A 25,569-nucleotide genomic window follows, 5' to 3' on the forward strand; every position below is an offset into this window, starting at 1 on the left:
ACCCTATGAGTCTGAACCAATCCTTGGCTGTGAAACCCGGCACGGTCGCGCTGATGGCATTGATGGCCGCCACCCGTTTCCACCATTTCGGCACGCCGTTCGCATTACCTGACGCATCCTTGGCGATATTTTTCCTGGCCGGCTTATGGCTGGGCGGCCGTTATTTGTTCGTCTTGTTGCTGGCAGAAGCCGGTTTGATCGATTATCTGGCAATTACCAAACTCGGCGTCAGCGATTTTTGCGTATCCAAAGCCTATGTGTTTTTGATCGGCTCTTACGGCGCTATGTGGTTGGGCGGCAAATGGTGCCGCAAATTCGCAGTATTGTCGGTAGCCACCGCCGCGCAACGGTTTGCCGCGCTGGTAGTGTCCACCTCCATCGCATTTCTGTTTTCCAACGGTAGTTTCTACTGGTTGTCCGGCCGTTATCCCAACGGTTCGTTAGCGCAATATTTCGAGCGTTTTGCGATGTACTATCCGCCTTACCTAAGTAACACTTTGCTCTATGGCGTGGTCATTTTCGGCTTGGTCAGCGCGATAAAAGCCTTGCTGGCCGCCAAAGCGACCCGCGAAGCCATTTAACACCCGTAGCACAAACCCCGGGGGCGATTTCAATCGCCCCCGCTTCGTCCTGCCGGGGGCGTTAATCCCGTTGCCGTTCCGCTGATTTCGAATACCTGTTTATCCTCCGCAAAGCATGACTCTCTCTGTCACCATTCTGTTGGCCGTCGCCATTGATTTCTGGCTAGGCGAGCCGCGCAACGCTTATCACCCCTTAGTGGCGTTCGGCAAATGGGCCAAAATCGTCGAAGAACGGCTGTTAAACATTGGACAATCGCCCATCTTCCAACAATTCAGCGGTTGTCTGGCGGTATTGATAGTGCTGGCACCAGGCATACTGTGCGTGTTTGCGCTTCCCGATTGGCCGGCACTGCAAATCGCTACCGATGTGCTGATTTTGTATTTCTGCATCGCCGCGCGTAGTCTGCAACAGCACGCACAGGGTATACATCAGGCATTATTAAGCCGGGACTTGCCATTGGCCCGGCAGCAGGTCGGCAAAATCGTTAGCCGGGAAACCGGCAACATGACAGAGTCGGATGTGCGGCGGGCAGCCATCGAGTCAGTGCTGGAAAACGGTGCCGACGCCGTATTCGCGCCGCTGTTCTGGTTCGTGCTACTGGGACCGTTCGGCGCCTTGCTGTATCGTTTCAGCAATACGCTGGATGCGATGTGGGGCTACAAAAGCCAGCGTTATCTGCATTTTGGCTGGGCCGCGGCACGTTTAGACGACGTATTGAACTGGCTACCCGCTCGCTTGACTGCGCTAAGTTATGCCTTACTGGGCAACCGCGCGCAAGCGGTCAGCGCCTGGCGGACTCAAGCGCGTTTGCTGGACAGCCCCAACGCCGGTCCCGTGATGACGGCTGGCGGCGGCGCGCTGGGCTTGCAACTGGGTGGCCCGGCCCGTTATCACGGCCAACTCAAACAAAAGCCCTGGTTCGGCGGCGAACAAATTCCGGAAAATCACGATATTGCCCGCGCCTGGATGCTGATGTACCGGACGCTGATTTTATGGATGATCGTAATCGGTCTGGGAGACGCGCTTGCTTGAACACGGCGGACGCTTGCGGCAAGCCGCAAGCCAATACGGCATTGCTTTGTCCGACTGGTTGGATTTGTCGACCGGCATCAACCCCAACGGCTGGCCGGTGCCGGCCATTCCGGCCGAATGCTGGCAACGCCTGCCGGAAGACGACGACAGCCTGTTGCCCGCCGCCCGCGAGTATTATCAGAATGAGTCCTTGCTGGCAGTAGCCGGTTCGCAGGCGGCGATTCAAACTTTGCCGCTGCTGCGATTGAAATCCAGGGTCGGTGTGCTGCATCCGGCTTATGCGGAACATGCCGCGGGTTGGCAAAAAGCCGGTCATCAAATAATTGTCGTCGATGCCGAGCAGATAGATGCGCAGCTCGACGAGCTGGATGTGCTGATTCTGATCAACCCCAACAATCCCACCGGTAAGCTGTGGCGTAAAAAGCAATTATTGGCTTGGCATGAAAGACTGGCGGGGCGGGGCGGTTGGTTGTTGGTTGACGAAGCCTTTATGGACGGCATGCCCGAATACAGCCTGTCGCCGCTTCCGGTGAGGCCGGGATTGATCGTGTTGCGCTCGATTGGCAAATTCTTCGGTTTGGCGGGAATACGCTGCGGTTTTGTGATCGCCGAATCGGACTTGTTGAGAAGGCTGGCCGAGCAACTGGGGCCGTGGCCCATCAGCCACCCCGGCCGTTATGTGGCAACACTGGCATTAGCTGACCGGCAATGGCAGCAAGCAACAGCCCTGTCGCTCGCAAACCAAGGCGAACGGCTAAGGAAATTGCTGAGCGATAGCGGCTGGCCGCCGACTGGCGGTTGCCATCTGTTTCAATGGCTGGAGATTGAAAACGCGGCAATCCTGCACGATCAGCTGGCCAGACAAGGCATACTCACACGCTTGTTCCAATATCCAGCCAGCCTGCGTTTCGGGTTGCCCAATGGCGAACCAGCGTGGCAACGACTGACACAGGCTTTAGCAGACTCGAAAATGACAGCACTGCGTCAATAATCGTTTAAAACAGCTTGTCCAGAATCGACATCACAATCTCCACCGCAATTAGCCAGATGATGATCCACTCCAGTGTTGAAGAGTGCTGGTGTTTCTGTTCGTCGGCCAGCATTTCCAGTAGCTCGTGAATGGTTTCCAGCTTTTTCGATAGCACGTCGGTGCGCTGCTGAATTTCCAGGTAATTGGCGGCCATCGAGTAAATATGCTGATACTCAGGATGTTCCCAGAAAAATTCCGGCGTATCCAGCAAGTCGTAATTCAGAATGATGTCGCTCTTGGTCAGGAACAACTGGCCGCGAATCATCGCCATGGTTTTGCGGTTCAGCTTGATCTTGCCTTCCCGCGCCAGCGACTGCGGCAAATGGCTGGTGGCACGGATGGTGTCGATGGCATGGCCTTCGAACGCCGCCAGCTTGATCGATTGCGCCATCGCGTGCGACAGCGCCAGCAGCACTTTGAAATCGGCGGACTGCAATTCGATATGATCGTGTTGAATCCGGTCCTGCTCGCAGCCTACTTCATAGCTGAAATTATCTTCCTGCGGTTCGGCGTCGGGTTTGATCGCGTAATCCAGCAATAAATCCTGCAAGGAACGGCGGTCGTCCAGATTGAGGTTCCAGCACACCATCACGCCATAGGCAAATACGATGGCACAGCCGGTTTTGTAATCGATCACCAAGGCGTTTCTAAACAATTGCGCGCGGGTGGTGTCGAGCAGTTTTTCCCTTAGTTGCGTGAATTCGAACGACTGTGCCAGGCACACCGTCAGGCAGCGTTTAATGGGTCTGTCGTCTGTCATATCCGGGTTTTCTCAAGTCAGTTTAGGCATTACTTTGTAACACCGACGCGGCAAAACGGTTAAAATAGCCGCTTAATCCATCTACTGAAAGCTTATTGCTGAGTGTCATGCCAACTAACTATAACACCGATGATTTAAGAATTTGTGAAACCAAGGATGTGGTAGCGCCGATTCAGGTTCACGAAGAAATCCCGATGACCGAGCAGGCCGCCGACACCATTTTGCATGCGCGGGCGGCGATTCACAACATTCTTGCCGGTGCCGACGACAGATTGCTGGTGATTATCGGTCCTTGCTCGATCCACGATCCGGCGGCGGCGGTCGAATACGCCAGACGCTTGAAAGGCATGATGGATGAGCTAAAAGACGATCTGGTAATCGTGATGCGGGTCTACTTCGAAAAACCGCGCACCACGGTAGGCTGGAAAGGCTTGATCAACGATCCGGACCTCAACTCCAGCTTCAACATCAACAAAGGCCTGCGCATGGCTCGGCAGTTGTTATCGGATGTCAATAATCTCGGTGTACCGGCCGCCACCGAATATCTGGACTTGATCACCCCGCAATATGTGTCCGATTTGATCTCCTGGGGCGCGATCGGCGCCCGCACCACCGAGAGCCAAGTGCATCGGGAATTGGCGTCCGGCTTATCCTGCCCGGTAGGCTTCAAAAACGCCACCGACGGCGGTATCAAAATCGCCATCGACGCAATCAATGCCGCGATGAGTCCGCATCACTTTTTGTCGCTGACCAAGGAAGGCCGCTCGGCGATTTTCTCGACGCGCGGCAACGAAGATGCCCACATCATCCTGCGCGGCGGCAACAATCGGCCTAACTACGACGAAGTCAGCGTCGACCAGGTGGCCGAAGGCCTGCAACAAGCCGGTTTACGCCCCAACATCATGATCGACTTTAGCCATGCCAATTGCTCGAAAAAATACGAGCGGCAAATGCTGGTCGCCCAAGACGTGGCGGGACAAATTCGCCAGGGCGACACCCGTATCATCGGGACAATGGTGGAAAGCCATCTGGTGGCCGGCCGCCAGGATGTCGAGGACGGCAAGCCGCTGGTATTCGGCCAAAGTATCACCGATCCCTGTTTGGGTTGGGATGACAGCGCCGAACTGTTACATCATTTGGCCGGGGCCGTGCAGCGCCGCCGCGCCGCGACAACACACAAGGTTTAAAGCATGAAAATACAGGTCAATGGCGATCATCGCGAATACGGTGATCATGTCACCGTCGCCGACGTAATTGCCGATTTGGGTCTGACAGGCAAACGCATCGCCGTCGAATTGAACAAGGAAATCCTGCCCTACACCCAACATACCAGCCAACGCTTGCAGAACGACGACCGCCTGGAAATCGTCCAGGCCATCGGCGGCGGTCAGGACGATTACTTCACGCTGGCCGGCAAGCAATACCGCTCGCGGCTGCTGGTCGGCACCGGCAAATACAAGGATCTGGAAGAAACCCGCCTGGCCACCGAAGCCAGCGGCGCGGAAATCGTCACGGTGGCGATCCGCCGCACCAATATCGGCCAGAATCCCGGTGAACCCAACTTGCTGGATGTGATCTCGCCGGACAAATACACCATCCTGCCCAATACCGCCGGCTGTTACACCGCCGAAGATGCGGTGCGCACCTGCCGTCTGGCCCGCGAACTGCTGGGCGGCCACAAGCTGGTCAAACTGGAAGTACTGGCCGATCAACTGACTTTGTTCCCGGATGTTGCCGAAACCTACGTGGCCGCCGAACAGTTGGTCAAAGACGGCTTCGATGTGATGGTTTATACCAACGACGACCCTATCGCCGCCAAGCGTCTGGAAGAGATCGGCTGCGTCGCGGTGATGCCGTTGGCCGCGCCGATAGGTTCCGGCTTGGGTATTCGCAACCCGTATAACATCCTGACCATCGTCGAAAACGCCAAGGTGCCTATCCTGGTCGATGCCGGCGTCGGCACCGCGTCCGATGCAGCCATCGCGATGGAACTGGGCTGCGACGGCGTGTTGATGAACACCGCGATCGCCGCCGCCAAAAATCCGGTGCTGATGGCCTCGGCAATGAAAAAAGGCATCGAAGCCGGCCGCGAAGCCTTCCTGGCAGGCCGGATGCCGCGCAAACGTTTTGCTTCGGCGTCTTCGCCGATTGATGGGTTGTTTTTGTAAGTCTATAGCAAGAGAACGTTGGGTTAACCCGATAGAGCGTAACCCAACAAATCGAAAACAAAGATGTCCGGTTACGCTCCGCCAACCCGACCAACTGAACTCGTTCAATGAAGGTCAGCGACATATTGAACAGATTACAATCTGACGGTTGGGTTTTGGTTGCCACCCGTGGTAGCCATCGTCAGTTTAAACATCCCAGTAAAAATGGTCGTGTTACCGTCGCTGGAAAACCCAGCGATGACTTGGCGCCTGGAACGTTAAACAGTATTCTCAAGCAAGCAGGTCTAAAGGAGTAAAACCATGCGTTACGCCGTTGTGGTTGAAAAAGTCGAGCAGAACTATTCGGCATATGTTCCCGATTTACCGGGTTGCATTGCTACCGGACAGAGTATCGAAGACGTTGAACATGAAATTCGATTGGCGATCGCATTTCATATCGAAGGGCTTAGGGAAGACGGTTTACCGATTCCCCCGCCGACCAGTATTGTCGAGTATCTCGAAGTTGCCGCCTAATCAAGGTTTTCATGTCCGATAATCATCCCGACATAAAAGATGAAATAATCTGCTATTGCAGCGGCACCACCACGCAGCAAATCAAAGCCTTGTTAGCCGACGGCATCCTCGATCCGGAAAGAATCTCCCGCATTACCGGCGCCGCGTCCGGTTGCGGCGGCTGCGAGTTCGAATTTCAGCAACTAGTGTCCGAGCATCGTCAAAACGCTTAAACAGATGGCCTGCTGCGACGATCCCACCGAACCGAAAAAACTCGACCGCCGGGAGTTGATCCGCTTGCAAGAACAGTATGGCGAGTTAGTCCGCGATCTGTTGACCGACGACCCGGAGAAGGTGATCCTCAAACTATTGAACGACGCCAGCGGCTATCTGACGGAACTGGCGGCGCTAAACGCTCACCACGCTTCGGTAAGGCTGCGAGCCATTGCCTTGTTGGAGAAACCCAGTATGTCGATATTGCAACGAATCGTCGAAAAGGAACCGGATTCGGAGTTTGGGTTGGCGGCGAAGTCGAGGTTGGAGCAGATTGGTAATTGATGCCGAGTGTGAAAATCACTTATTTTGAAGATACGGACACTTTGTACATCGAATTCCGCAAGGCCGAAATTTTGGAAACGGTTGATTATGATGACAACACTTTGATAGACGTTAATGTGGCGGGCCGCGTCTGTGGAATTACCGTAGAACACGCCAAACAACGTGTCGATCTTTCGGGATTTTCATCTAAGCAAATTAGTAGGCTGGCGACAGAGCCCCATTCATCAGGGCTGTAATGCTTGGGGAAAAACGATCCATTGTTTGCAAGGTAACAATTACAAGGAAGGTCCATCTTGAACCGCTCACATTATATTAACTATATAACGGACAAACTTAACTCCCTTGCCAGTCGCATTGAATTGCAAGGAAGTTTGAATCTTCTCAATGACCATATTCATGCAGAGATATTCTACAGAGATTTTTTTAACCTGCTATTTGGTTGGAGCCTGGAAAAAACTGATAACAGCAATGAGCCAGGCATCGATCTTATTGATAAAAGAAATCGTATTGTTGTGTCTGTGTCATCCACGGCCAGTAGAGAAAAAGTTGAGAATTCTTTAACTAAGACCAATTCAAGTTATAAAGATTATTCTTTCAAGTTTATTTCCATTTCTAAAGACGCTGACAATCTCAGAAGCAAAGCCTATTCAAACCCTCATAATCTAATATTTTCTCCTTCTGAAGATATTTTTGATACTAAAAAACTCTTAAAGAAAATTTGTGAATTGGAAATTAATTTGCAAAAAGAAGTTTACGAGTTTCTAGAAAGAGAACTTGGCAATCAAACCAGACCAGAACAATCGAAACCAATTGAGCGTTTAACCGGCTACCTTCAAGATATTGATGGCTGGAGAGAGGTGGAAAATGAGCAGAGCTCAATCTTTCACTACGAGCAGCACCCAGAATTCACGATTTCTGAAAATGATGATTACTATAAAGACTATGAAGAACCATGGGTTTATCCGTTTCTCGATAATAAATTCTCGGCTCAATTAGAATATTTCATCAAATATCAAGGCACTACTTTGGATAAGGTTTATCTTGTTCGCTGCGATAATGGATTTTTAACTGCTCAACCCAGATGGTGGCTTAATGACTCAGGACAGAATTACTTCTATAAATACTATTTTATAAAAAACTCAGTCGAATATCTGACAGGGCGTATGATTAATGCGTTGGCCGGCTCTTCAAATTGCAGGAATCCATCAATCCACGACGAATTGACATTATTTGATTCTGAAACAGAGGCGCGTCAACTAATTGATGCTGATTTTGCTGCTGGGATGCACCAGTATATTTACTATAGTTTTGACAAAGAAACTCGAAAGTATTCGCGAATCGAGCGAGGAATTGTGAGTTCAATATGGAATTGATTCGTGTGGACTTAATTATCATCCACATTCAACCTACGTTTTAACCAGCCAATCATAGCTATCCTCCATGACCGAACCCCAAAAAATCGACCCCGCCCGCATCAAAAGCTTCATCCGCCGCCAAGGCCGCGCGACTGCAGGCCAAAAGCAGGCACTGGAAAGCCATTGGGATAAATATTGCCTATCCCCGCAGGCGAATTTTGATGCCGAGCAAGCCTTTGGTCGGCAAGCGCCTTTGATCGTCGAAATCGGTTTCGGCAACGGCGACAGTCTGGCGGCGATGGCGGAAGCCAATCCGGATTTGAATTATTTAGGTATCGAAGTGCATCGGCCCGGCGTCGGCCATTTGATGATGTTGCTGGAACAGCGCGGCATTAACAACGTGCGGATTTATCATCACGACGCCATCGAGATTCTGGAACAAAAAATCGCCGACCATAGCCTGGCCGGCGTGCATCTGTTCTTCCCCGATCCCTGGCAAAAGCGCCGCCATCACAAGCGCCGCATCGTCCGTTCCAGTTTCGTGGAATTGCTGAACAAGAAATTGCTGGCCAGCGGCTATTTTCATGCCGCTACCGATTGGGAGCATTACGCCAAGGATATGCTGGGGATTTTGTCGGCCGGCACCGGTTTGCAAAACAGCAGCCCCAGCGGAGATTTTTGCGAGCGGCCGATTTATCGGCCCTTAACCAAGTTCGAAAATCGCGGCCTGGGTTTGGGGCACGGGGTTTGGGATTTGATTTTTCGCAAGGTTTAAACCGGTCGAGACGCGATAAGCCGTTCGCCGAGCGGAGCCGAAACAATTGCCGGCTCCGCTCAACCGGCGGTCTTCACCACATCAAATCGTCCGGAATCTGAAACTCGGCATACGGATCGTCGGCAGCCGCCACATCCTGCGTCGCCTCGTTCAACACCACAATACTGCCGGCATCCCGCTCCTGTACTTTACGGGCAACTTCCGCTGGCACGATTTGGTAGTGCCCATCCACTTTGGCGATGCCGGCCCGGCCGTTGATCAAGGCCACCCGCACTTTATCCGCCACGTATAAGGTTTTAACTTTATTATCGTCGGTAAAGTTGTACGCCGCGCCGTTGGCATCCTGGGCAATACGGTTCATTTCGACGATTTGCTTGATCTGCGCGGCCAAGGCTTTCTGTTCCTCGGCCAGCTTGCGTTGCCGATTCAATTCGCGGTCGCGTTCCACTTGTTGCTGACGCAGTTGTTCGGCGCTGAGTTTGATCTCGTCGACGATCTCGACGCCGTTATTGCGTTCCAGCTTGGTTTGCTTGCGCTTCTCGGCTTTGATTTGCTTGAGCTTGGCGTCGTTACTCAGGCCTGATTTAAGCAGTTGTTCTTGCAGGGATAGGGTTTGCGGTTTTTTCATGGCTAGACAGCGGTTTAGCAAGGTTAAAATTCGCGATCAGCATAGCACAAAGCGTTAGTGGCCCAGCATCTTGCCGGTGGCGTACTGCCACCAGCTCAATGGTTTGGTCAGCGGCACGTCGCAGCGGTCGTAACCTTGGTATTCGATGCCGCGAAAAATGTCCTCGCGCAGCCATTGATAAGCCGATGGCGCGCTTTGTTGCAGGCGCTCGGGGATCAGAATGTATTGCGCCACCAGCTCGGCCAGCTTTTCCTGAGTAGTGCCGTCGTAACGGCCCTCGTTGACTTCGCCCAGATATTCGAATGCCTCGAACCATTTCGACGGCCACAACGCCAGCTTGGCCTCGGCGATGATTTTCATGATCTCTTCGTCGTTGGAAATCTTGTGGTACTTGTAGAAAAAGTACAGATCGTCTTCGCCGTTCCAGAAATGGAAATTATCGATGGTATGGGCGATTTCGTGCACGACGATAGGCAACCTAAAATCCACCAGATATTGCACGCCGATGTCGCGATAAGTGCCGCCTTCCTTGCCCTTGTCGAAAGCCTTGACGGTAAACACGATCAGGTTCTGGCCGCTGAACACCTGCGCCACGGTTTGCGACCGAAAGCCGACGCCCGGCACCAGCGTCAACGGGTGGGTGTGGTCCTGCCAAATACTATTTTTGTAATCTTCCTGAAACGCGTCGCGAATCAGCTCCTGCATCACCGTGGGTTTATCGGCAATTTCCTGCTCCAAATGATCTACCGGTTTGGCCTTGCTGATGCTTTGCCTTAAAAAGGCCGGAATCTTGCGGATGGCTTTTTCGAACAGGCGCAGATGGTCGGCGTTGAAACGTTTTACTTCGTAGCGGTAATCGTCGCTGTGCTTGACCACGGTCTTGGTGTCGTAAAACAAAGCCAGCGCCCGCCAGGCCGCCTCACGATCGCCCCAATATTTTTCCAGTACGCAGAGTTCGCCGGCAATATTGTTGGCGCAGTCTTCGCGGAAATCGGCCAAGTCGTCGAGATGATCCTGATTCTTGTGATCGGTCAGTACCGCCACGGCTTGTTTGCGCAGGCCGGGATGGTCGGCTTCGTAAAAACGGATGATGTCGGCCAGCACGGCGGTGGGGGTAAATTGTTGCTGGCTGGTGGCGCAAACCAGCTCGGTGTTCTGCGACAACGTGAAAAAGCGGTTTTGAAACAGCGGCGCCGGTTCGGCTGCGTTGACGGCGCTGGCATTTAACAGCAGCCAGCCCAGGCCTAGCCGCGACGTGATTGAACAGCGCAAGCCTTATTTATCCAGGCCCATGGCGTCCCACACTTTTTGGATGGCGCCTTCATCCTTGTAATTGGCTTGCGGCGCGCCGGCCGGATAGTTCAAGGTATAAATCCGTTCGGCGTCGGCGGCCAATTCGTCCATGCCCAGCTGCCGATAGCCGTCTTGCATGATTTGCAAGGCAAACGGTACCGCCGGGGTGCGTTGGTATTCTTTAACGATGTAATTGGCGCGGTTCACCGCCGCGACGTAAGCTTTACGGCGCATGTAAAAGTCGGCGACATGGACTTCGTACATCGCCATATTGTTGCGCAACGCGATCATGCGCTGTTTGGCGTCGGCGGCATACTGGCTGTTGGGGTAGCGGCGAATCAATTCCTGGAAATTATCGTAAGAATCTTTGGCCGGACCGGGGTCGCGTTGCGAAGAGTCGGTGGGCAGGAAGCGGTCGATAAAGCCAATGCCGCGGTTGTAATTGATCAGGCCTTTCAAATAATAGGCATAATCGACGTTAGCGCTGCGCGGATGAATTTTGATGAAGCGGTCGGCCGCTGCAATCGCCGCTTCCGGATCGTCGTTTTTATAATAAGCGTAGGCGACGTTCAATTGCGCTTGGGCGGCGTAATCGCCGAACGGATAGCGCGATTCCAGCGCTTCGTAGAGGGTAACGGCTTTTTGGTAGTTTTTATTATCCAGCGCTTCCTTGGCTTTTTCATGAAACATCTTGTCGTCCCAGCCGGCGTATTCTTCCTCTTTGCTGGCGGAAGAATCCTTGCTCATGAAGGCGTCCAGGGTCTCGCAGCCTTGCAGCATCCAAGCCAGACTGGCGATAAAAACGGTTTTTACTAAAACTAATCGCATACGTTTATCAACACGTTGTAATATTGCGGGTTTTTTGCAGCTTTTGGCGGCGTTCTGGCCGCGAGTATAACTTAAAAACGACTATGACGATATTAACGGCAAGGGTTCCAGAGGAACTGGCGGGTATGCGACTGGACCAGTGTCTGGCCGAGGTGTTTCCGGATTATTCGCGCAGCAAACTGCAAACCTGGATCAAGGCCGGGCGGGTGCTGGTGGACGGCGAAATCATGAAAGGCCGCGAAAAGCTGGACGGCGGCGAGGAAATCGAGCTGGATGCCGAAGCCGAGCGCGTCATCGAATACGCGCCGCAGGAAATTCCGCTGGACATCATTTACGAAGACGATTCCTTATTGATCGTCAACAAACCGGCTGGCCTGGTCGTGCATCCGGCGGTGGGCAACTGGGACGGCACCTTGGTTAACGCATTGCTGAATCACGCTCCCAGCCTGGATACTCTGCCGCGCGCGGGCATCGTGCATCGCATCGACAAGGACACCAGCGGCTTGCTGATGGTCGCCAAAACCTTGCAGGCCCATAACAGCTTGGTCGAACAACTTCAGGAACGCAGCATCCATCGCGAATACCTGGCTTTGGTAAAAGGCTGGCTGACCGCCGGCGGCACCGTCGATGAGCCGATTGGCCGCCATCCGGTGGACCGTAAACGCAACGCGGTGCGCCGCGGCGGCAAGGAAGCGATTACCCATTATCGCCTCGAACAACGCTTCAAACGCCACACGCTGATTCGCGTGAAGCTGGAAACCGGCCGCACTCATCAAATTAGAGTGCATATGTCGCACATCAATTATCCGCTGGTCGGCGATCAAGTTTACGGCGGCCGCTTCCAGATGCCGGCCGATTGCAACCCAGCATTGGCCGACGCCTTACGCAATTTCAAACGCCAGGCGCTGCATGCCGCCAAGCTAGGCCTGGAACATCCGGAAACCGGCGACTATTGCGAATGGGAGCAGCCCATTCCAGAGGATATGCAAAACCTGTTGAAACTGCTGGCCGAAAATGAACTGGATCAAGCCTGATTGGCTGCTGCCGGCGCATGTGCATGCCGCCGTCACCTTGCGCACCGGCGGTGTCAGCACCGGCAGTTACGCCAGTTTAAATCCGGCCGGCCATGTCAACGACGACCCGCTGCACGTTAAAACCAACCGCTACATCATCAAGGACATGCTGCAACTGCCATCCGAACCGGTCTGGCTACAGCAAGTACACGGGGTACGGGTAGTGAATGCCGATGAAACCGACAGTTTGGAAGAAGCCGACGCCAGTTTCGCCGATCAGCCCGGCACGGTTTGCGCAGTACTGACCGCCGACTGTCTGCCGCTACTGTTCTGCGGCGACGATGGCGAAGTGGTCGCGGCCGCCCATGCCGGTTGGCGCGGTTTGCAGGCCGGCATCATCGCCGAAACCCTCTATGCGATGAGCTGCCGCGATGTCCACGTCTGGCTGGGGCCGGCGATAGGCCCGGAGAATTTCGAAGTCGGCGACGAGGTGCGGGAGGCATTTGTTAAGGACAACCCAATTACCGCCGTGGCATTTCGCGCCGGCCAGCCTGGCAAGTGGCTGGCGGATATTTACCGCCTGGCACGAATTAAGCTGGCAGAGTTGGGCGTCGAACAAGTCTACGGTGGTGGTTTGTGCACCGTCGCCGATGCACAACGCTTTTATTCGTACCGCCGCGACGGCGCGACCACTGGTCGGATGGCCAGCCTGATCTGGAGAGACTGATTTGACCGTATTGCTATTTATCGTCCTGTTTACCGCGTTGGGCGGCGTGCTGAGTGTGCTGGCCGCTGCCATGTTTTTGCTGTTGCCGGAAGACAAGCAAAAACATGTGCTTCCGCACGGCATCAGCTTCGCGATCGGCGCCTTGCTGACCGGCGCGTTTTGTGGCCTGATCCCGCATGCCTTCGAGGAAGTGCCGGTCGAGGACATGTCCACTTTATCGGCGACCATCCTGGCCGGCATCCTGCTGTTTTTCATGTTAGAAAAATTGCTGGTCTGGCGGCACTGCCATTCCCACGCCTGCGAAGCGCACGGCGAAGAATCGCACGACGACCATCATCACCATGACCACAGTCATAACCATGTAGTCCAGCCCGTCGGGCACCGGCCGGCCGGCATGTTCATCATTCTCGGCGACAGCATTCATAATTTTGTCGATGGCGTATTGATAGGCGCGGCATTTTTGACCGACGTGCAACTCGGTATCGTCACCAGCCTGGCGGTAGCAGCGCACGAAATTCCGCAAGAAGTCGGCGACTTCGCCATCCTGCTGCACAGTGGCTACAAGCGCGGCGAAGCTTTGTTATACAACATTCTTGCCAGTCTGAGCACGGTGGTAGGCGGGGTGTTGGCGTATTTCAGCCTCGGCGATCTGCATCACATCTTGCCTTATTTTTTAACCTTGGCTGCTTCCAGTTTTATTTATATCGCGGTCGCCGACTTGATCCCGTCCTTGCATCAGAAGACCGACATCAAAACCTCATTACAACAGATTGGCTTTATCTTGGCGGGAGTAGTGTTGATTTTGGTGATGCAGGGGATAGCGCATCGGTTTGAGGGGCGTGGTGTTGAAATAACTGATCAGTCGAACACTGTTTGATAGGGTTAATGAAGCCGATAGCATTCGCAAATGATCAATTTTGAGTGGGATTTAGGCAAAGCTGCCAGCAACTTGAAAAAACATGGGGTTTCCTTCGAGGAAGCCAAGTCTGTATTCTATGACGAGTATGCGATTCAGTTTTTTGACGAAGAAAATTCAAAAACCGAAGACAGGTTTTTGATGCTTGGCATGAGCAGTCATGCCAAAATTTTAATTGTTTGCCGAGCGCGATGCCGGTAATACGATACGCATCATTTCCGCTCGTAATGCTACCAAAAACGAAACCAACTATTGCCACGGTGCGGTGCAATGAAAGCCGAATACGATTTTTCCAAAATGACAGCGCGTCCCAATCCCTATGCGGCAAAACTGAAAAAGTCCGTCACCATGCGGCTTGGCGAAGATGTGATCGATTATTTCAAACAAATGGCCGAAGAGGCGGGTGTGCCGTATCAGAGTCTTATCAATTTGTATTTGCGCGACTGCGTTGCGCAGCATCGGAAAATTGATATTTCTTGGCTTTCCAAGCCTTGATTCTGGTGGGCACGGTCTAGTGCCCACGCGATAGGCTTAATTCTTGATTGATGTGTCGCGGTCGCGACACATAACCAATTCCCTCCCCCGCAATATCCAGTTAATATCCCCCCTACAAAACAATAACTATAAATAACAAAAAGAGGGTGGATCATGCAAAACCCCAGCCGGAACCTTCCGGGTTACCGACCGCTAAAGCGCCTGCGCACCGCGCTGGCTATCGCCCAAGGCGCGGGACTGTTGTCGACCCTGCTGCAAGAGCTGGAAATCACAGTTTCCCACGACCAGACCAAGCGCGTGACTTATATGACCAGCTTGTACTCGCGCATCCATCGCGAGATGTTCAGCGATTGGAAGGAGCAGCCCACCGTCACTCATCGCCCCGGCACGATGCCGGATGCCGACAAACGCAAACAGTTTCGCGTGGCCATCGAGAGATTGGTGCTGGATGGCGACAGCAACAGCGATAGCGCGATTTTCGATAACAACGGCTTTGTGACCCATAGCGACGACATCGCCGAGCGGCTGGCCAGTTTTTATCAGTCCTTGCGGGTGATCCGCCCATATGGTTACGGCAATCGCATTACGCTGGATTTTTTCATCACGGCATTGGGCAATCTGCCGGCTTTCAAGGCTGTGTATGAGCAAGGCATCGATTTTCGGCGCTTAACCGCCGAAGACGCCTTAGTTCTGCACGATCACAACAGCCAACACCGGGCGTTGAGCCGCGCCTTTACCCATGCGCTCGATCCCAAACGGATTAAAAGCCTGCACAATCAAGCCAACCGCTATGGAAAATGGCCGGAGAACAAACGCTTCTTGCTGGGTATCCCATTTCTCTCGCATACCACGGCCGATGGCGTCGAATGCTTGATGACGGTAACCGGCGGCCTGGTGCCGCTGACTAGCATTACCGCCGAACAACTGATCGCTGGCCAGCATTTTGCCGACAATCCCTTAAGCGTTTCCGAGCATATCATTGGCTACTTGCCCGGTACCGAAGACTTGCGCGCGCCCGGTAAAACCGAGATCGACGCAATCCCTATCCGTTCCGACGGAGTCGCGCCATTGTTTTGTCTGGACGTGAACATGCTGACCGGCTTGCGCTCCCCCAGCCAGGCCGAGCTGATGGATTTGTTGAAACAATGCGCCGGCGAACAGGCCAATCTGTTTGTGTTGGCAGACAACGAAGCCTTAAAGCAGAAAATGCTGGCCGCCGCCCGCAGCGAAACCCGCTTGCGACGCACCGTGGAAATCGCTTACGAACGTTTGGCCAAGATCAATCGCATGTTGCTGGCGGCCAGGGACGCGATTTTCGCCGGCAAAACGCCGGTCGCCGAACCGCAGTTTCTGATGAGCATGGGCGGGGCCGGGGCCGGCAAAACGGCCGTCGAGGAAATCGCCACGGCGCTCTGCGGCGACAATTTCGTGATCGCGTCATTGGACGAGTTTCGCAAGCTCAGCGATTTATACCGCTTGCTGACCGCCGCCAATCATCACAGCGACGACTACGTTTACGTCGAGCCGTTCGCCAACCGGCTGCGCGACTTGGTGGCGCAACAAGCCCGCGAGCAACGCATCAATATTTTGTACGACGGCACCGGCATTCCTTATCACCCGCGCTATTCCACCATCATCAAGCAATTCCACGCCGCCGGTTTTTGCACCCAGATTACCGCCGTCGATGCCTTTCTGGTGAAGCCGGTCGGACGCGAACTGGAGCTATCCCGTTCCGGAGTGATCGCCAGCGTGAAATCGCGTTTTCAGGCCAGCGGCCGCGCCTTGCCGTGGGTGGTGACCATCGATAAACACATCCGTTCGCCACAGGAGTTTCTGCATGCCTTGGAGGATACCGCGGTTTCGAAAATTTCCCTGTTTGCCAACGACGGCGAACGCGACCGGCATTATCTGGTCGCGGAAAGTTTTCTGTTAAGCGATACGGACCTCGAAGACTTACAACAGCAACAACTGGCCAGCGATCTGGCCGAACATTTGCGACGGATGATCCGCGCGCGTCCGGATTCGGTGTTGAAAAACCTAGCGCGGAACGGCGAAGACGAATTGGCCGCGTTAATCGACCGCAACCCGGCGCTGAGCGAGGATAATGTCGCTTATCTGATTTACAAAGGCAGCGAAGGCAACCGCGTACTGGCGATATATCACCTGCGTCGCTTGATCGATTTTGTCGAGAAACGTCAGCTCAATCCCAACGCTTCCGGTGAGGAAGGTTTGCTGCACAAGCCGGTGGCGCTGGCGTTTCATGTCGATCCGTACGCCAAGGATGCCTGGATTACCCGTTTGCAGGGCAGCGTCGAATGACTAAATAGATTCGCAAAATGTTGGGCCACGACCAATCAGATTCTGAAACGCGGTCCAGCAGATTTGCCGTTAGCCGATTTGATTGCTACATTTCAAACCTTGTATAAATTCCCACAGCCCAATGGAGGCTTTGATGCGGATATTGAACTTGCTCGATACCCAGCGGCTTGCTTGCTTTTCGATCTGGCTGCTGACTTTATCGGCCTCATGCTTGGCGGCGCCGAGCGACGACCCCGACATTCTGGCTCGGCGTGGTCAACAACATCCGGTTTCGTCGAGTCCCGCCCCACCAACCCTGACGCTGAGCAAGCCAGCCGGCGGCTGGACCAGCGGCTTGCAGATCACCGTGGCCGGCACCTGTTCCGATCCAACTGCCGACCCGATAGTGGTCAATATCAACGGTGTGCGCTATTACGTGCGCAATGCCAACGGCAGCTTCTCCCGCGCCTTTCCGGCTGCAAAGGGCAAGAACACCGTGATTGCCGAATGTGCCAACAGCGCCGGCGTCGCCAAAGCTTCGACCACGGTCGATGCGGTGATTTCTTCGATAGGTTTGAAAGTGGTGTTAACTAGCGACAGCGACGGCGTCTACACTGATTTGCACATCTACGAGCCGGACAACAGCCACGTGTATTGGGCCGATACCAATTCCAACAGCGGCGGCATCTTTTTCCTGAACCAAAACGGCGACAATTTCGACCAGGCCGGCTATGGGCCCTATCTGTACGTGCATCCGGCCCCGCCGATCGGCGTGTTTCGTATCGACACCAACTATTGGCCGGGCGGCGCGGTGCAGCATACCTTGGCCAATCTGGACATCATCCTCGACGAAGGCCTACCTACCGAAAGCCGGCGCCGGGTACAAAAGCCGCTGGCTCGGCCGGGTGAAACCAAAACCCTGGCTTATGTAGTGATCCAGGGTAACCGTCAGCCAGCGAAAATCTATGTACCCGGCCAGGATGCCGAACGCGACATGCCGGCGGAAGTAAAGGAATACATCAAACGCGAACCCAAGCGGGAAGGCGAAGCCGAGGACAGCCCGGAAGAGTTGGGTTATTTACCGCCGCAAGACGCCGACGCGTTGCGCCAAGTCGTTACCGGCGTAGCCCTGCTGCAAGCCCGCAAACTCAGCCCGCTCTGGGAACCCAAGCAACGCGACTGCGCCGGTCTGGTGAGATTTGCTTATCGCACCGCTTTAGAACCGCGCGACGCCGCGCGCACCGCCAAACTCGGTGTGCCGCCTAAACTGAAATTGCCGCCCTTATCCGAGCAGGCCCGCAAAGCACTACCGGACTATCCGCAAATCTGGCAGACCGGCTTGACTAAAGGTCAACCGCGCTACGGCCATTTCGCCGACGCCGAAACCCTGATTGGCTACAACTTTCGTTTGAAATCCCGCGATCTGGCGGCCGCGCAAAGCGGCGACTTGCTGGTCTACCAAAAACCCCTGATCAACGACGAACCCTACCACTTGATGCTGTTCGCCGCCGGTCATCCGGAAAATCTGGCCGTGTACCACAACGGTGCCCAGGGCGATGAGGCCCAGGTGCGGGTGGTCAGCGTCGCCGAATTATTGCAATCGCCTGATCCGGTCTGGATTCCCCGCCCGGAAAATCCCTATTTCCTTGGAGTGTACGAATGGAACCGCTTAGCCCCGCAAAACGCCTGACCGTGATTGCCTCGGTGGCGGTGCTGACCGCTACCGCCGGCATCGTCGCCTATCAGGATTATTCCCGACAACCATTGAGCCGCTTGATGCGCGCCGGTCTGCCCTTGCTGGATTTGACCGTGAAATTGCGCGATTCCGCCAATAACGACTTGGACGCCAGCACTTCGCTGGTCGGCAGCAACGATGAAGTACCGAATGGCGACGACCATTGCCCGGCCTTGACCGGCGGCGATGTCGGCTCGGCGACCGCCGTGGATGTCACCGTGCAACGCCCGGCCGATTGCCCAAAACAGGCGGCCTGGTACGTGAAGAAGCATCCGGTAGCCTTTACCCTGCATTTTAACCAGGGCGAGGCGTTTTTAAACTGGTGGGATACGCAAGCGCAAGTGCAAGGCATGATCGAAAACCGCTTCGTGCAAGGCTTGTTTTTCGGTCTGTTACAAAGCCTGAAAGTCAAGGCCGAGCAACTCAATTTACAAGGTTTGCAAGGCGAGTTTTTGGCGCAGTTGCTGCGCGATGCGGTGGCCGCCAATGCCGAGCTGCATTACGACATGGCCCATGCCAGCCAGGGTTGGGTGATCAGCTATTCCCGTAGCAACAGTCAGTTTGCCGATCAGGCCATGCCGGCCTTGGCCGGAGTCTTGGCGACCAGCGGTTACCGCATCGCCAAAATGCCGGAACCGATTTTGGAAACCCGCATCGGTCTGCAAAAGCTGTTTTTTACCCAATTCCGCGAGCGCATTTATCTGGCGCAAAGCCTGGAGACGCTATTGAATGTGATCGACAGCGTCGCCCCGAAAACCCGCCACAGCGATGCGCCGCTGAGTTTGACGTTGCGCACCGAGGCTTTTGTCGACCATTTATTACCGGTGTTGGCCGGTTCACCGACTTATTCATTGCAATGGGATTTTGCGTTAAAAGACGGCCAATTGGGTACGCTGAATCTGCCGGCCAGCCCCTGGCAAAAACAATTGCACGATCAATTATTCGAAGGCGTGCTCGCCAGCATCCCGCACGACGCGTTTGCCGGCGCTGCCGCCAGTTTGTCGTTATCGCCAGAACTGACCATCGACGATTGGCGCACGCTGGCAAATGAAGGCCCGTCAGCCAATCCACCAAGCTCCGAACCAGCGGGTGTGGGCTTGGTTTGGGACTTTACCGCCGACAGCCCGGCCGGCGCAGTAGGCATCATCATCGCAAATCCCACGCAACCGCAAGCCAGCGCAGCCTACTCGCAATATCTCAGCAAACCAGAGCTGGGCGCCGAATGCGCCGGCGGCAGTCTGTTTCTGGCTGCCAGCTCGGAAAGCCTGTTGACCCGCATGAAAGATGCTTGCAACAAACAGTCCTTAAGCCCGTTGGATTGGCAGCGCGGCGCCGAGAAACAGCGCTGGCAAAGCGCGCAACTCACCGCGTTCGTCAACCCCGGCGCGGCGATCCGTGAGCTGTTCCTGGCTGGCGGTGCCGGCAACCGGCAGGAGGCTAACGAATTTGCGCCCCGCTGGCAACAGGACTACGAGGCCGCTAAAGTGGCGATGCGACAGCAGGGAGATAAGCTGTTTGGCAGTCTGCCGATATTGAGTTATGCGGGAAGAGTAACAAACACCGATGCGATTACGTTGGAAGGAAGGCCCATCAGCCAAGGGGAGCTGCAATGACCAACTACAGATTAATACCGGCTTGGATATGGTTTAGCGATCTTCGCAACCTCTGGCTCAAAATTTTGGCCAACGATGGTCATAAGGATTATTCCTTGTTGTTTAATCTGACATTGTTAGTGCTGGCTTTGGTGATGTCCTGTTCGGCACAGGCCGGCAGCCCATTCTATTTGACCGCCGAGCGCAGCTTCAGCAATCAGGAATCGCCCAACATCCGCCTCGACTACACCGTCACCGATCAACCCATGCTGATCCGGGTACTAAAGTCCGATAAGCTGGAAAGCTTCCTGGACGGCCAGTTCAACGTCAGCCGCAGTTACGAGCAACCGGTTAGCGAACTGAATCCAGGCCATTATTTCGCCAAGGGTCTGAACAATGCCCAATCGCCGTTGAAGCTGTTTCGCGGCATGATAGACGTCGAGTTTCGTAAATCCTTAAAGGAAACCAACTTCAGCGGCTCAGTGTTGACCATCACCGAAAAACCGTTGGTATCCGTGCCACAGCAGGTCCTGGTCGCGGCGCCGAAAGGTTTTAAGGTAATGAAAGAGAGCTATCTGGATTTGCTGCACAATGGGCAAGCTACTCACGATTTGGGCTGGTGGTTTAACGAGGATACCTGGAGCGAACACCGGTATAAGGTTAGGCAAGTTGCGCTCGATCCGCTGCCGGACGGGATTTATTTGCTGCAAGCGGTGCAAGGCAAGAACGAAGCACAATGCCTGATTCAGGTCAGCAGTCTGGCGGTGCAGGTCAAGCAATCCAGCGAGCAATTGCTGGTGCGGGCGATGAACCGCGACTTACAACCCGTGGCTGGCGCCCAAGTCAGTTACCGCGATGGCCGCGGCCGGTGGCAAACCTTTCCGGCCAGCACCAACGCCGCCGGCGAACTGAGTTTTAACAACCCGGAAGGCGTGTTGGACGGTAAATTGTTGGTGCGAGTGGATGCGCCGGCTGCCAAGCCTGGCGAAGCAGCGCGCACCGCGCTGACCGCTACCGACTTCTTGCCGACCCAAGCCAAGGACGACTCGGTATTCGTGATGACCGACCGGCCGATTTTCAAGCCTGGCGAAACCTTTTATTACAAAGGCATCGTCCGCAATTTACAGGACGGCCAGTTGCGGATTCCGGCCTTTCAATCCAAACAAACCGACGTGTCCTTGCTGCGTGCCGACGGCAATGCCACCGGCTTGCAGAGCCAAACCCAGCTCACCGATTTCGGCTCGTTCTCCGGAAGTTTCGATCTCGATCCCAGCCAGACGCCGGGTTTGTATCGCTTGCTGGCCGAGATCGACCACAAAGCCTACGGCGGCGAGTTCCGGGTGCGTGATTACATCAAACCCACGTTTTACCTGGAATGGCTGGATCGCAGCCCGGTGGTGCAGGCCGGCCAGCCGTTCAGTCTAAAATTCCGCGCCAAACGCTACAGCGGCGGTGTGCCGCAGAACGTCAAATTCGAAGTGTTTCTGTACCGGAAAAAATTCGAAGCCCCGCAATTTGTCACGGAAGCCGGCGCGGGTTTAACCGCCGGCAACGACTATTTCGGCCAGGTCAAATCCGCCGCGCCGTTGACGCAACCGCAACGTCTGTACAGCTCGATAGAAGAGCGCCAGGCTGTCGATGCCAGCAACCCTTGGGAAACCGCCGCCAAACTGGACGAAAGCGGCGACGGCAGCTTCGAGTTTACTGTGCCGGCAGCGGACCAAGAAAAGCCGGATCAGGAATGGATTTATTCCTTGATGGTCCGCGCCCAGGATGCGGCCGGCGGCAATGCGATTTTGACCGACAGCATTTATGCGACACTGTCGGAGGCTCAACCTGCTGTACGTTTTAATAAAACCGTCGCAACGGTCGGCGATCAGGATTTACAATTGCTGTTGCAATCCAGCTATGCCGACGGCAAACCGGCTGCCAAAGCCGGCGGCGTGGTTGATGTGATGCTGGAACAGCCGGGCAGCGGTAAGCGCAGCTTGGTGAAACTGGATTTTGCGACTGACGAACGCGGTCAGCAAAAACTGACCATTCCGGCCTTGAAAGAATTTGGCCGGCTCACCGCCGTGGCCCGTTTAGAAAGCCTGGCTGGCCGTAATTTAAACCATCCGGCCAGCTCGCAGCCCAGCACTTTGATCGTCGCCGGCAGCGGCGGCGAAGCGGTGGCCGACAATCCGGAACTGGAACTGTACACGCCCACCACCATCCTCAGCCCCGGCGAACAAGCCAAGGTGTTTGCCTTGTTGCCCAAGGCCTGGGGTAATAACGAGAGCGGCGCCATCTGGGAAACCGTGGCCGGCGCGCACTTATTCGACAGCCGCAGCGCACCAGTTCAAGGCCGCAGCCGCTGGTTTGAAGTGACCGCCAAACCCGAATACGGCACCGGTTTTTACCACACCGTCACGGTGCCGATGGCCGGCGGCAAATACAAGGAACAAACGCTGGGTTTTAGAATCGTGCCTTGGGAAAAGCGTTTGCAAATCGTCATCGAGCCGGAAAAAGCCGAAACCGAGCCGCTGAAACCAACCAAGATCAAGCTACAAGTCAAACGCGCCGACGGCAGCCCGGCGGCGAATACCGAAATCGCAGTATCCATCGTCGACCGCGCCGTGTATGCGGTGCAAGCAGAGTTCCGTCCCGGCGTTTTCGACTTTTTCTATCCGTTGCAACGCAGCAATTTAGCGACCTTCTATTCCGACGATCTGCAAGGCTACGGCTACGCCGACTTACTGCGTAAACCCAATTTCTCGCTCAGCGCCTTGAAAAGCCAAAGCAAGTTGGCGAAAAAAGCCATGCGCGACACCGCCGGCTGGTTTCCGCACGTGATCACCGACGCGAAAGGCAATACCACCATTGATGTGGACATGCCGGCTAATGTGACCGAATGGCTGGTCACGGCGGTAGCCAGCGACAAGGACGGCCGTATCGGCGAGACCACCGGCCAATTCCGTAGCGTCACCGATGTGGCGGTGGATATGGTCGGCCCGCAATTTTTGCGGCAGGGCGACGAGGTGGACGTAGCGGTGAAACTGACCAATCACTTGGCTCAGCCGGTGACATTGGCCGGCAGCATCAGCTTGCCGGACAGTTTGCCTTTGCAAAGCGGCGAAATCGAACCCCAAGCCGAATTGGCTGCGAAAGCCGAACAATTGTGGCCGTTACGCTTGAGCGCCAATGACCGGCAAGGTGCACCGGCGCTTAAGGTGGCTTTGACCGCGCCGGCTGGTGTGCGGGTCGGCGGTGCCGAAGAGTTCGAGATTCCATTAAAAGCCGCCGCGCTGCCGCAGGTTTACAGCAGCGTTCAGCAGGATAATCTGCTGCGCGTCGATTTACCCGCGCAATTCCAGCCTCGGCAAGTGACGGTGCGAGTCAACTCTGGTCTATTGGGTGCCGCGCTGCAAGCAGCGGCCATGCTGGTGCAATACCCTTACGGTTGCACCGAGCAGCTGGCGCACAGCACCGTGCCAAATCTGGTATTGATGGACTTGATCGAGCGCGCCGGCCTGAAACCCGAGCAATTGGGTCCGCTGGAAAACACTTTGAATCGCGCCAAGCAGAACGCGGCGCTGGGCATTCGTAAGCTCATTCAAAACCAAAAAACCGACGGCGGCTTTGCGTTGTGGCCCAGCGACAGCGAAGCCACGGTGCCGGTGACTTTGATTGCGATGCAAGCCTTGAAATACGCCAACGACTTGCAAGTGGAGGGCGTGAATAACGCCTATTTCAAGGGTATGGACTGGCTGAACAATCACGCCGAGGGCAACGCGGCGGCGGATGGTTTTGTATTGAGCGGCTTCGCGACGGTTGGCTATGCTTACAACGCGCCCTGGCAACAGCAGGCCGATTTTGTCGAGAAAGTGCTTGCTGATGCCCATGCCGGCGCGGGCGAGTTGGTCGCCGCTGTGCGTATCGTCAAAGCCTACGAGAATCAGAACTGGCACAGCTTTAACCAGCAGTTCAAAGACCGGCCACAGCTTAAAAACGATTTGATCAAACGTTTACAGCTGGCGCTGGATACCATAGATCCAGCCAGTTATCAGCAACAGCGCGGCGAGCTATACGACAGCTTGGGCTTCGGATTTGGCGTGCCCAGTCTGATCTCGGCTGGCCTGGGTGCATTAAACGATGCGCAGGCGCTGCCACCGGCACTGGAAGCCAAGCTGAAACGCTGGTTGTTGCAAACCCAGCAAAATGGCTATTGGCAATCGACGTACGACACCGCGCAGGTGATCTTCAACAGCCGGGAATTGCTCAGCAAGGAAGCGGCGGCAGCGGCCAAGCAGAATGCCCGCAGCATTTCGGTCAGCAGTAAGGACGGCTTCGTGTTGGGTACGTTGCAGCGCATACCCGGCGGCTATCTGGGTAACTTCAGCCGTTTTGGCGATAGCCCGGACCTCAGCGAAATTCATCTTGCCGAGCTGAATGCCGACGATATCGCCAGTGCCACAGTGGCTGTCGAAGTGCCCTATCCAGCCGTCGCTGCCCGCGCCGCCGGTCTGGAGGTACAGCGCAGCTTCCGCCGCATCACCGCCAAAGGCAGCGAGTTGATCGATATGAGTCAGGCCTTGAAACCCGGCGATGTGGTGGTCAGCGAGGTTCACGTCAAACGCAGTGTCGATGCCGGCCGGCCGGCACCCGGCAGCGAGTTTGTGGTGATTGAAGACGGCATCCCCAGCTTGGCGGAAGGCCAGGAAAGCGATGAAACCTATTTGGCCGATGCCAAAATCCAAGCGAAGGACGACAGCTACTGGGCCAACATCAAGGAAACCCAGCGTTACCCGGACCGCATCGTCCGCGTCGCCAAGCTACAAGCCGGAGGCGAATTGACCCTGTATCAGGTCTGGCGAGTCGCCAGAGCCGGCAACGCCGCAATTCCACCGGCGACCGGGCTTGATATGTATAACGAGGCGGTGCAGGGGAATAGTTTGGCGGGGCGGGTGAGTGTCAGGTAGGGGGACGTTGAGCAATTCGCCTGTTGGAACCGCTGGCGCGTTCCGCCTTTCGGGTTGCCTGTGTAGGACTTTGCTCTCACTAACGGGCTTTAACCGATTTTCAATCAAAAATAGAGCACATAAATGACCATTATTTTGCCTACCAAAGATTTTCCAAAGAATATTACTAAAGAGTTTCTTGATGGTTATGTCGGAAACAAGGTTGAGGATTTTTGTGGGAGCTTTGGGACCACTGGTGATGAACACAACCATTGTGCGCATTTCGTCAGTCATGTGCTTGGCTTTAGAATTGGGCAGCTTTGTAATAGCATGAAGTTCGAGACCAGAAAAG

The 25,569-nt window shown here is 55.0% G+C and carries 25 protein-coding genes; 21 read left to right on the top strand and 4 right to left on the bottom strand.

Annotated features, from left to right (window positions below; genetic code table 11):
* Positions 1-5 precede the first annotated feature (5 nt).
* The 3 genes from QZJ86_RS21095 (at position 6) to cobD (ending at position 2,605) form a co-directional block, all read left to right on the top strand.
* Positions 6-581 carry a hypothetical protein gene (locus tag QZJ86_RS21095; RefSeq protein WP_301935551.1) on the top strand — a complete coding sequence of 192 codons (576 nt, stop codon included), beginning with the start codon at positions 6-8 and terminating at the stop codon, positions 579-581.
* 115 nt (positions 582-696) lie between these two features.
* Entirely contained in the window at positions 697-1,614 is a 918-nt protein-coding gene (gene cbiB / locus QZJ86_RS21100) for an adenosylcobinamide-phosphate synthase CbiB (RefSeq protein ID WP_301935552.1), read from the top strand.
* Positions 1,607-2,605 carry a threonine-phosphate decarboxylase CobD gene (gene cobD, locus QZJ86_RS21105; RefSeq protein WP_301935553.1) on the top strand — a complete coding sequence of 333 codons (999 nt, stop codon included), beginning with the start codon at positions 1,607-1,609 and terminating at the stop codon, positions 2,603-2,605. The genes cbiB and cobD overlap by 8 nt, the downstream gene beginning before the upstream one ends.
* Positions 2,606-2,609: 4 nt before the next feature.
* On the opposite strand, the gene QZJ86_RS21110 is transcribed toward cobD, so the two are convergent.
* Complete coding sequence (locus QZJ86_RS21110) at positions 2,610-3,404, bottom strand: RMD1 family protein (protein WP_301935554.1); 795 nt, start codon at positions 3,402-3,404, stop codon at positions 2,610-2,612.
* 107 nt (positions 3,405-3,511) lie between these two features.
* Between QZJ86_RS21110 and aroG the strand changes: the two genes are divergently transcribed.
* From aroG to trmB, 9 genes are all read left to right on the top strand, one after another.
* A complete protein-coding gene (gene aroG, locus QZJ86_RS21115) occupies positions 3,512-4,591 on the top strand; it encodes a 3-deoxy-7-phosphoheptulonate synthase AroG (RefSeq protein WP_301935555.1) in 1,080 nt (359 codons plus the stop codon).
* 3 nt (positions 4,592-4,594) lie between these two features.
* Positions 4,595-5,572, top strand: a complete 978-nt coding sequence (thiS, locus tag QZJ86_RS21120) for a sulfur carrier protein ThiS (protein WP_301935556.1) — start codon at positions 4,595-4,597, stop codon at positions 5,570-5,572.
* A 107-nt stretch (positions 5,573-5,679) separates the two neighbouring features.
* The gene (locus QZJ86_RS21125) at positions 5,680-5,868 is read left to right on the top strand and encodes a type II toxin-antitoxin system HicA family toxin (protein ID WP_301935557.1); all 189 of its coding nucleotides are present in this window, start codon (positions 5,680-5,682) and stop codon (positions 5,866-5,868) included.
* A gap of 4 nt (positions 5,869-5,872) precedes the next feature.
* The gene (locus tag QZJ86_RS21130) at positions 5,873-6,085 is read left to right on the top strand and encodes a type II toxin-antitoxin system HicB family antitoxin (protein ID WP_301935558.1); all 213 of its coding nucleotides are present in this window, start codon (positions 5,873-5,875) and stop codon (positions 6,083-6,085) included.
* An 11-nt stretch (positions 6,086-6,096) separates the two neighbouring features.
* The gene (locus tag QZJ86_RS21135; protein WP_301935559.1) at positions 6,097-6,297 is read left to right on the top strand and encodes a (2Fe-2S)-binding protein; all 201 of its coding nucleotides are present in this window, start codon (positions 6,097-6,099) and stop codon (positions 6,295-6,297) included.
* 4 nt (positions 6,298-6,301) lie between these two features.
* Positions 6,302-6,622 (top strand): hypothetical protein, encoded by a 321-nt coding sequence (locus QZJ86_RS21140; protein WP_301935560.1) that lies wholly within the window; start codon positions 6,302-6,304, stop codon positions 6,620-6,622.
* A gap of 8 nt (positions 6,623-6,630) precedes the next feature.
* Complete coding sequence (locus QZJ86_RS21145; protein WP_301935561.1) at positions 6,631-6,858, top strand: DUF2283 domain-containing protein; 228 nt, start codon at positions 6,631-6,633, stop codon at positions 6,856-6,858.
* Between the two features lie 57 nt (positions 6,859-6,915).
* Entirely contained in the window at positions 6,916-7,995 is a 1,080-nt protein-coding gene (locus QZJ86_RS21150) for an SMEK domain-containing protein (RefSeq protein WP_301935562.1), read from the top strand.
* 67 nt (positions 7,996-8,062) lie between these two features.
* Positions 8,063-8,752, top strand: a complete 690-nt coding sequence (trmB, locus tag QZJ86_RS21155) for a tRNA (guanosine(46)-N7)-methyltransferase TrmB (RefSeq protein WP_301935563.1) — start codon at positions 8,063-8,065, stop codon at positions 8,750-8,752.
* Positions 8,753-8,825: 73 nt separating this feature from the next.
* Here the strand turns inward: trmB and QZJ86_RS21160 are convergent, their stop codons facing one another.
* From QZJ86_RS21160 to QZJ86_RS21170, 3 genes are read right to left on the bottom strand one after another with little or no spacing between them, the layout of a single operon-like run.
* Positions 8,826-9,380, bottom strand: a complete 555-nt coding sequence (locus QZJ86_RS21160) for a DUF2058 domain-containing protein (RefSeq protein WP_301935564.1) — start codon at positions 9,378-9,380, stop codon at positions 8,826-8,828.
* A 54-nt stretch (positions 9,381-9,434) separates the two neighbouring features.
* Positions 9,435-10,652, bottom strand: coding sequence for a hypothetical protein (locus QZJ86_RS21165; RefSeq protein ID WP_301935565.1), 1,218 nt, complete (start codon positions 10,650-10,652; stop codon positions 9,435-9,437).
* A 3-nt stretch (positions 10,653-10,655) separates the two neighbouring features.
* Positions 10,656-11,501, bottom strand: coding sequence for an outer membrane protein assembly factor BamD (locus QZJ86_RS21170; RefSeq protein WP_301935566.1), 846 nt, complete (start codon positions 11,499-11,501; stop codon positions 10,656-10,658).
* An 83-nt stretch (positions 11,502-11,584) separates the two neighbouring features.
* Here QZJ86_RS21170 and rluD point away from each other — a divergent pair, with 83 nt between their 5' ends.
* From rluD to QZJ86_RS21215, 9 genes are all read left to right on the top strand, one after another.
* Positions 11,585-12,535, top strand: a complete 951-nt coding sequence (rluD, locus tag QZJ86_RS21175; RefSeq protein ID WP_301935567.1) for a 23S rRNA pseudouridine(1911/1915/1917) synthase RluD — start codon at positions 11,585-11,587, stop codon at positions 12,533-12,535.
* Positions 12,516-13,241, top strand: coding sequence for a peptidoglycan editing factor PgeF (gene pgeF / locus QZJ86_RS21180; protein WP_301935568.1), 726 nt, complete (start codon positions 12,516-12,518; stop codon positions 13,239-13,241). Before rluD ends, pgeF begins: the two co-directional genes overlap by 20 nt.
* Position 13,242: 1 nt before the next feature.
* Positions 13,243-14,118 (top strand): ZIP family metal transporter, encoded by an 876-nt coding sequence (locus tag QZJ86_RS21185; RefSeq protein WP_301935569.1) that lies wholly within the window; start codon positions 13,243-13,245, stop codon positions 14,116-14,118.
* Positions 14,119-14,148: 30 nt separating this feature from the next.
* A complete protein-coding gene (locus QZJ86_RS21190; RefSeq protein ID WP_301935570.1) occupies positions 14,149-14,358 on the top strand; it encodes a BrnT family toxin in 210 nt (69 codons plus the stop codon).
* Positions 14,359-14,427: 69 nt separating this feature from the next.
* The gene (locus QZJ86_RS21195; RefSeq protein ID WP_301935571.1) at positions 14,428-14,652 is read left to right on the top strand and encodes a CopG family antitoxin; all 225 of its coding nucleotides are present in this window, start codon (positions 14,428-14,430) and stop codon (positions 14,650-14,652) included.
* Positions 14,653-14,805: 153 nt separating this feature from the next.
* Entirely contained in the window at positions 14,806-16,971 is a 2,166-nt protein-coding gene (locus tag QZJ86_RS21200; RefSeq protein ID WP_301935572.1) for a zeta toxin family protein, read from the top strand.
* 133 nt (positions 16,972-17,104) lie between these two features.
* Positions 17,105-18,640 carry a DUF1175 family protein gene (locus QZJ86_RS21205; RefSeq protein WP_301935573.1) on the top strand — a complete coding sequence of 512 codons (1,536 nt, stop codon included), beginning with the start codon at positions 17,105-17,107 and terminating at the stop codon, positions 18,638-18,640.
* A complete protein-coding gene (locus QZJ86_RS21210) occupies positions 18,610-20,298 on the top strand; it encodes a hypothetical protein (protein WP_301935574.1) in 1,689 nt (562 codons plus the stop codon). The genes QZJ86_RS21205 and QZJ86_RS21210 overlap by 31 nt, the downstream gene beginning before the upstream one ends.
* On the top strand, positions 20,295-25,238 hold the full coding sequence (locus tag QZJ86_RS21215) for an MG2 domain-containing protein (protein ID WP_301935575.1): 4,944 nt from the start codon (positions 20,295-20,297) through the stop codon (positions 25,236-25,238). Before QZJ86_RS21210 ends, QZJ86_RS21215 begins: the two co-directional genes overlap by 4 nt.
* Positions 25,239-25,569 lie beyond the last annotated feature (331 nt).

Source organism: Methylomonas montana, assembly GCF_030490285.1.
GTDB lineage: Bacteria > Pseudomonadota > Gammaproteobacteria > Methylococcales > Methylomonadaceae > Methylomonas > Methylomonas montana.

Bases quoted from the DNA above. Each gene is read 5' to 3' on its own strand.
- QZJ86_RS21095 (WP_301935551.1), top strand. From the start codon at position 6: ATGAGTCTGAACCAATCCTTGGCTGTGAAACCCGGCACGGTCGCGCTG.
- cbiB (WP_301935552.1), top strand. From the start codon at position 697: ATGACTCTCTCTGTCACCATTCTGTTGGCCGTCGCCATTGATTTCTGG.
- QZJ86_RS21110 (WP_301935554.1), bottom strand. From the start codon at position 3,404: ATGACAGACGACAGACCCATTAAACGCTGCCTGACGGTGTGCCTGGCA.
- aroG (WP_301935555.1), top strand. From the start codon at position 3,512: ATGCCAACTAACTATAACACCGATGATTTAAGAATTTGTGAAACCAAG.
- thiS (WP_301935556.1), top strand. From the start codon at position 4,595: ATGAAAATACAGGTCAATGGCGATCATCGCGAATACGGTGATCATGTC.
- QZJ86_RS21125 (WP_301935557.1), top strand. From the start codon at position 5,680: ATGAAGGTCAGCGACATATTGAACAGATTACAATCTGACGGTTGGGTT.
- QZJ86_RS21130 (WP_301935558.1), top strand. From the start codon at position 5,873: ATGCGTTACGCCGTTGTGGTTGAAAAAGTCGAGCAGAACTATTCGGCA.
- QZJ86_RS21135 (WP_301935559.1), top strand. From the start codon at position 6,097: ATGTCCGATAATCATCCCGACATAAAAGATGAAATAATCTGCTATTGC.
- QZJ86_RS21140 (WP_301935560.1), top strand. From the start codon at position 6,302: ATGGCCTGCTGCGACGATCCCACCGAACCGAAAAAACTCGACCGCCGG.
- trmB (WP_301935563.1), top strand. From the start codon at position 8,063: ATGACCGAACCCCAAAAAATCGACCCCGCCCGCATCAAAAGCTTCATC.
- QZJ86_RS21160 (WP_301935564.1), bottom strand. From the start codon at position 9,380: ATGAAAAAACCGCAAACCCTATCCCTGCAAGAACAACTGCTTAAATCA.
- QZJ86_RS21170 (WP_301935566.1), bottom strand. From the start codon at position 11,501: ATGCGATTAGTTTTAGTAAAAACCGTTTTTATCGCCAGTCTGGCTTGG.
- rluD (WP_301935567.1), top strand. From the start codon at position 11,585: ATGACGATATTAACGGCAAGGGTTCCAGAGGAACTGGCGGGTATGCGA.
- pgeF (WP_301935568.1), top strand. From the start codon at position 12,516: ATGAACTGGATCAAGCCTGATTGGCTGCTGCCGGCGCATGTGCATGCC.
- QZJ86_RS21190 (WP_301935570.1), top strand. From the start codon at position 14,149: ATGATCAATTTTGAGTGGGATTTAGGCAAAGCTGCCAGCAACTTGAAA.
- QZJ86_RS21195 (WP_301935571.1), top strand. From the start codon at position 14,428: ATGAAAGCCGAATACGATTTTTCCAAAATGACAGCGCGTCCCAATCCC.
- QZJ86_RS21200 (WP_301935572.1), top strand. From the start codon at position 14,806: ATGCAAAACCCCAGCCGGAACCTTCCGGGTTACCGACCGCTAAAGCGC.
- QZJ86_RS21205 (WP_301935573.1), top strand. From the start codon at position 17,105: ATGCGGATATTGAACTTGCTCGATACCCAGCGGCTTGCTTGCTTTTCG.
- QZJ86_RS21210 (WP_301935574.1), top strand. From the start codon at position 18,610: ATGGAACCGCTTAGCCCCGCAAAACGCCTGACCGTGATTGCCTCGGTG.
- QZJ86_RS21215 (WP_301935575.1), top strand. From the start codon at position 20,295: ATGACCAACTACAGATTAATACCGGCTTGGATATGGTTTAGCGATCTT.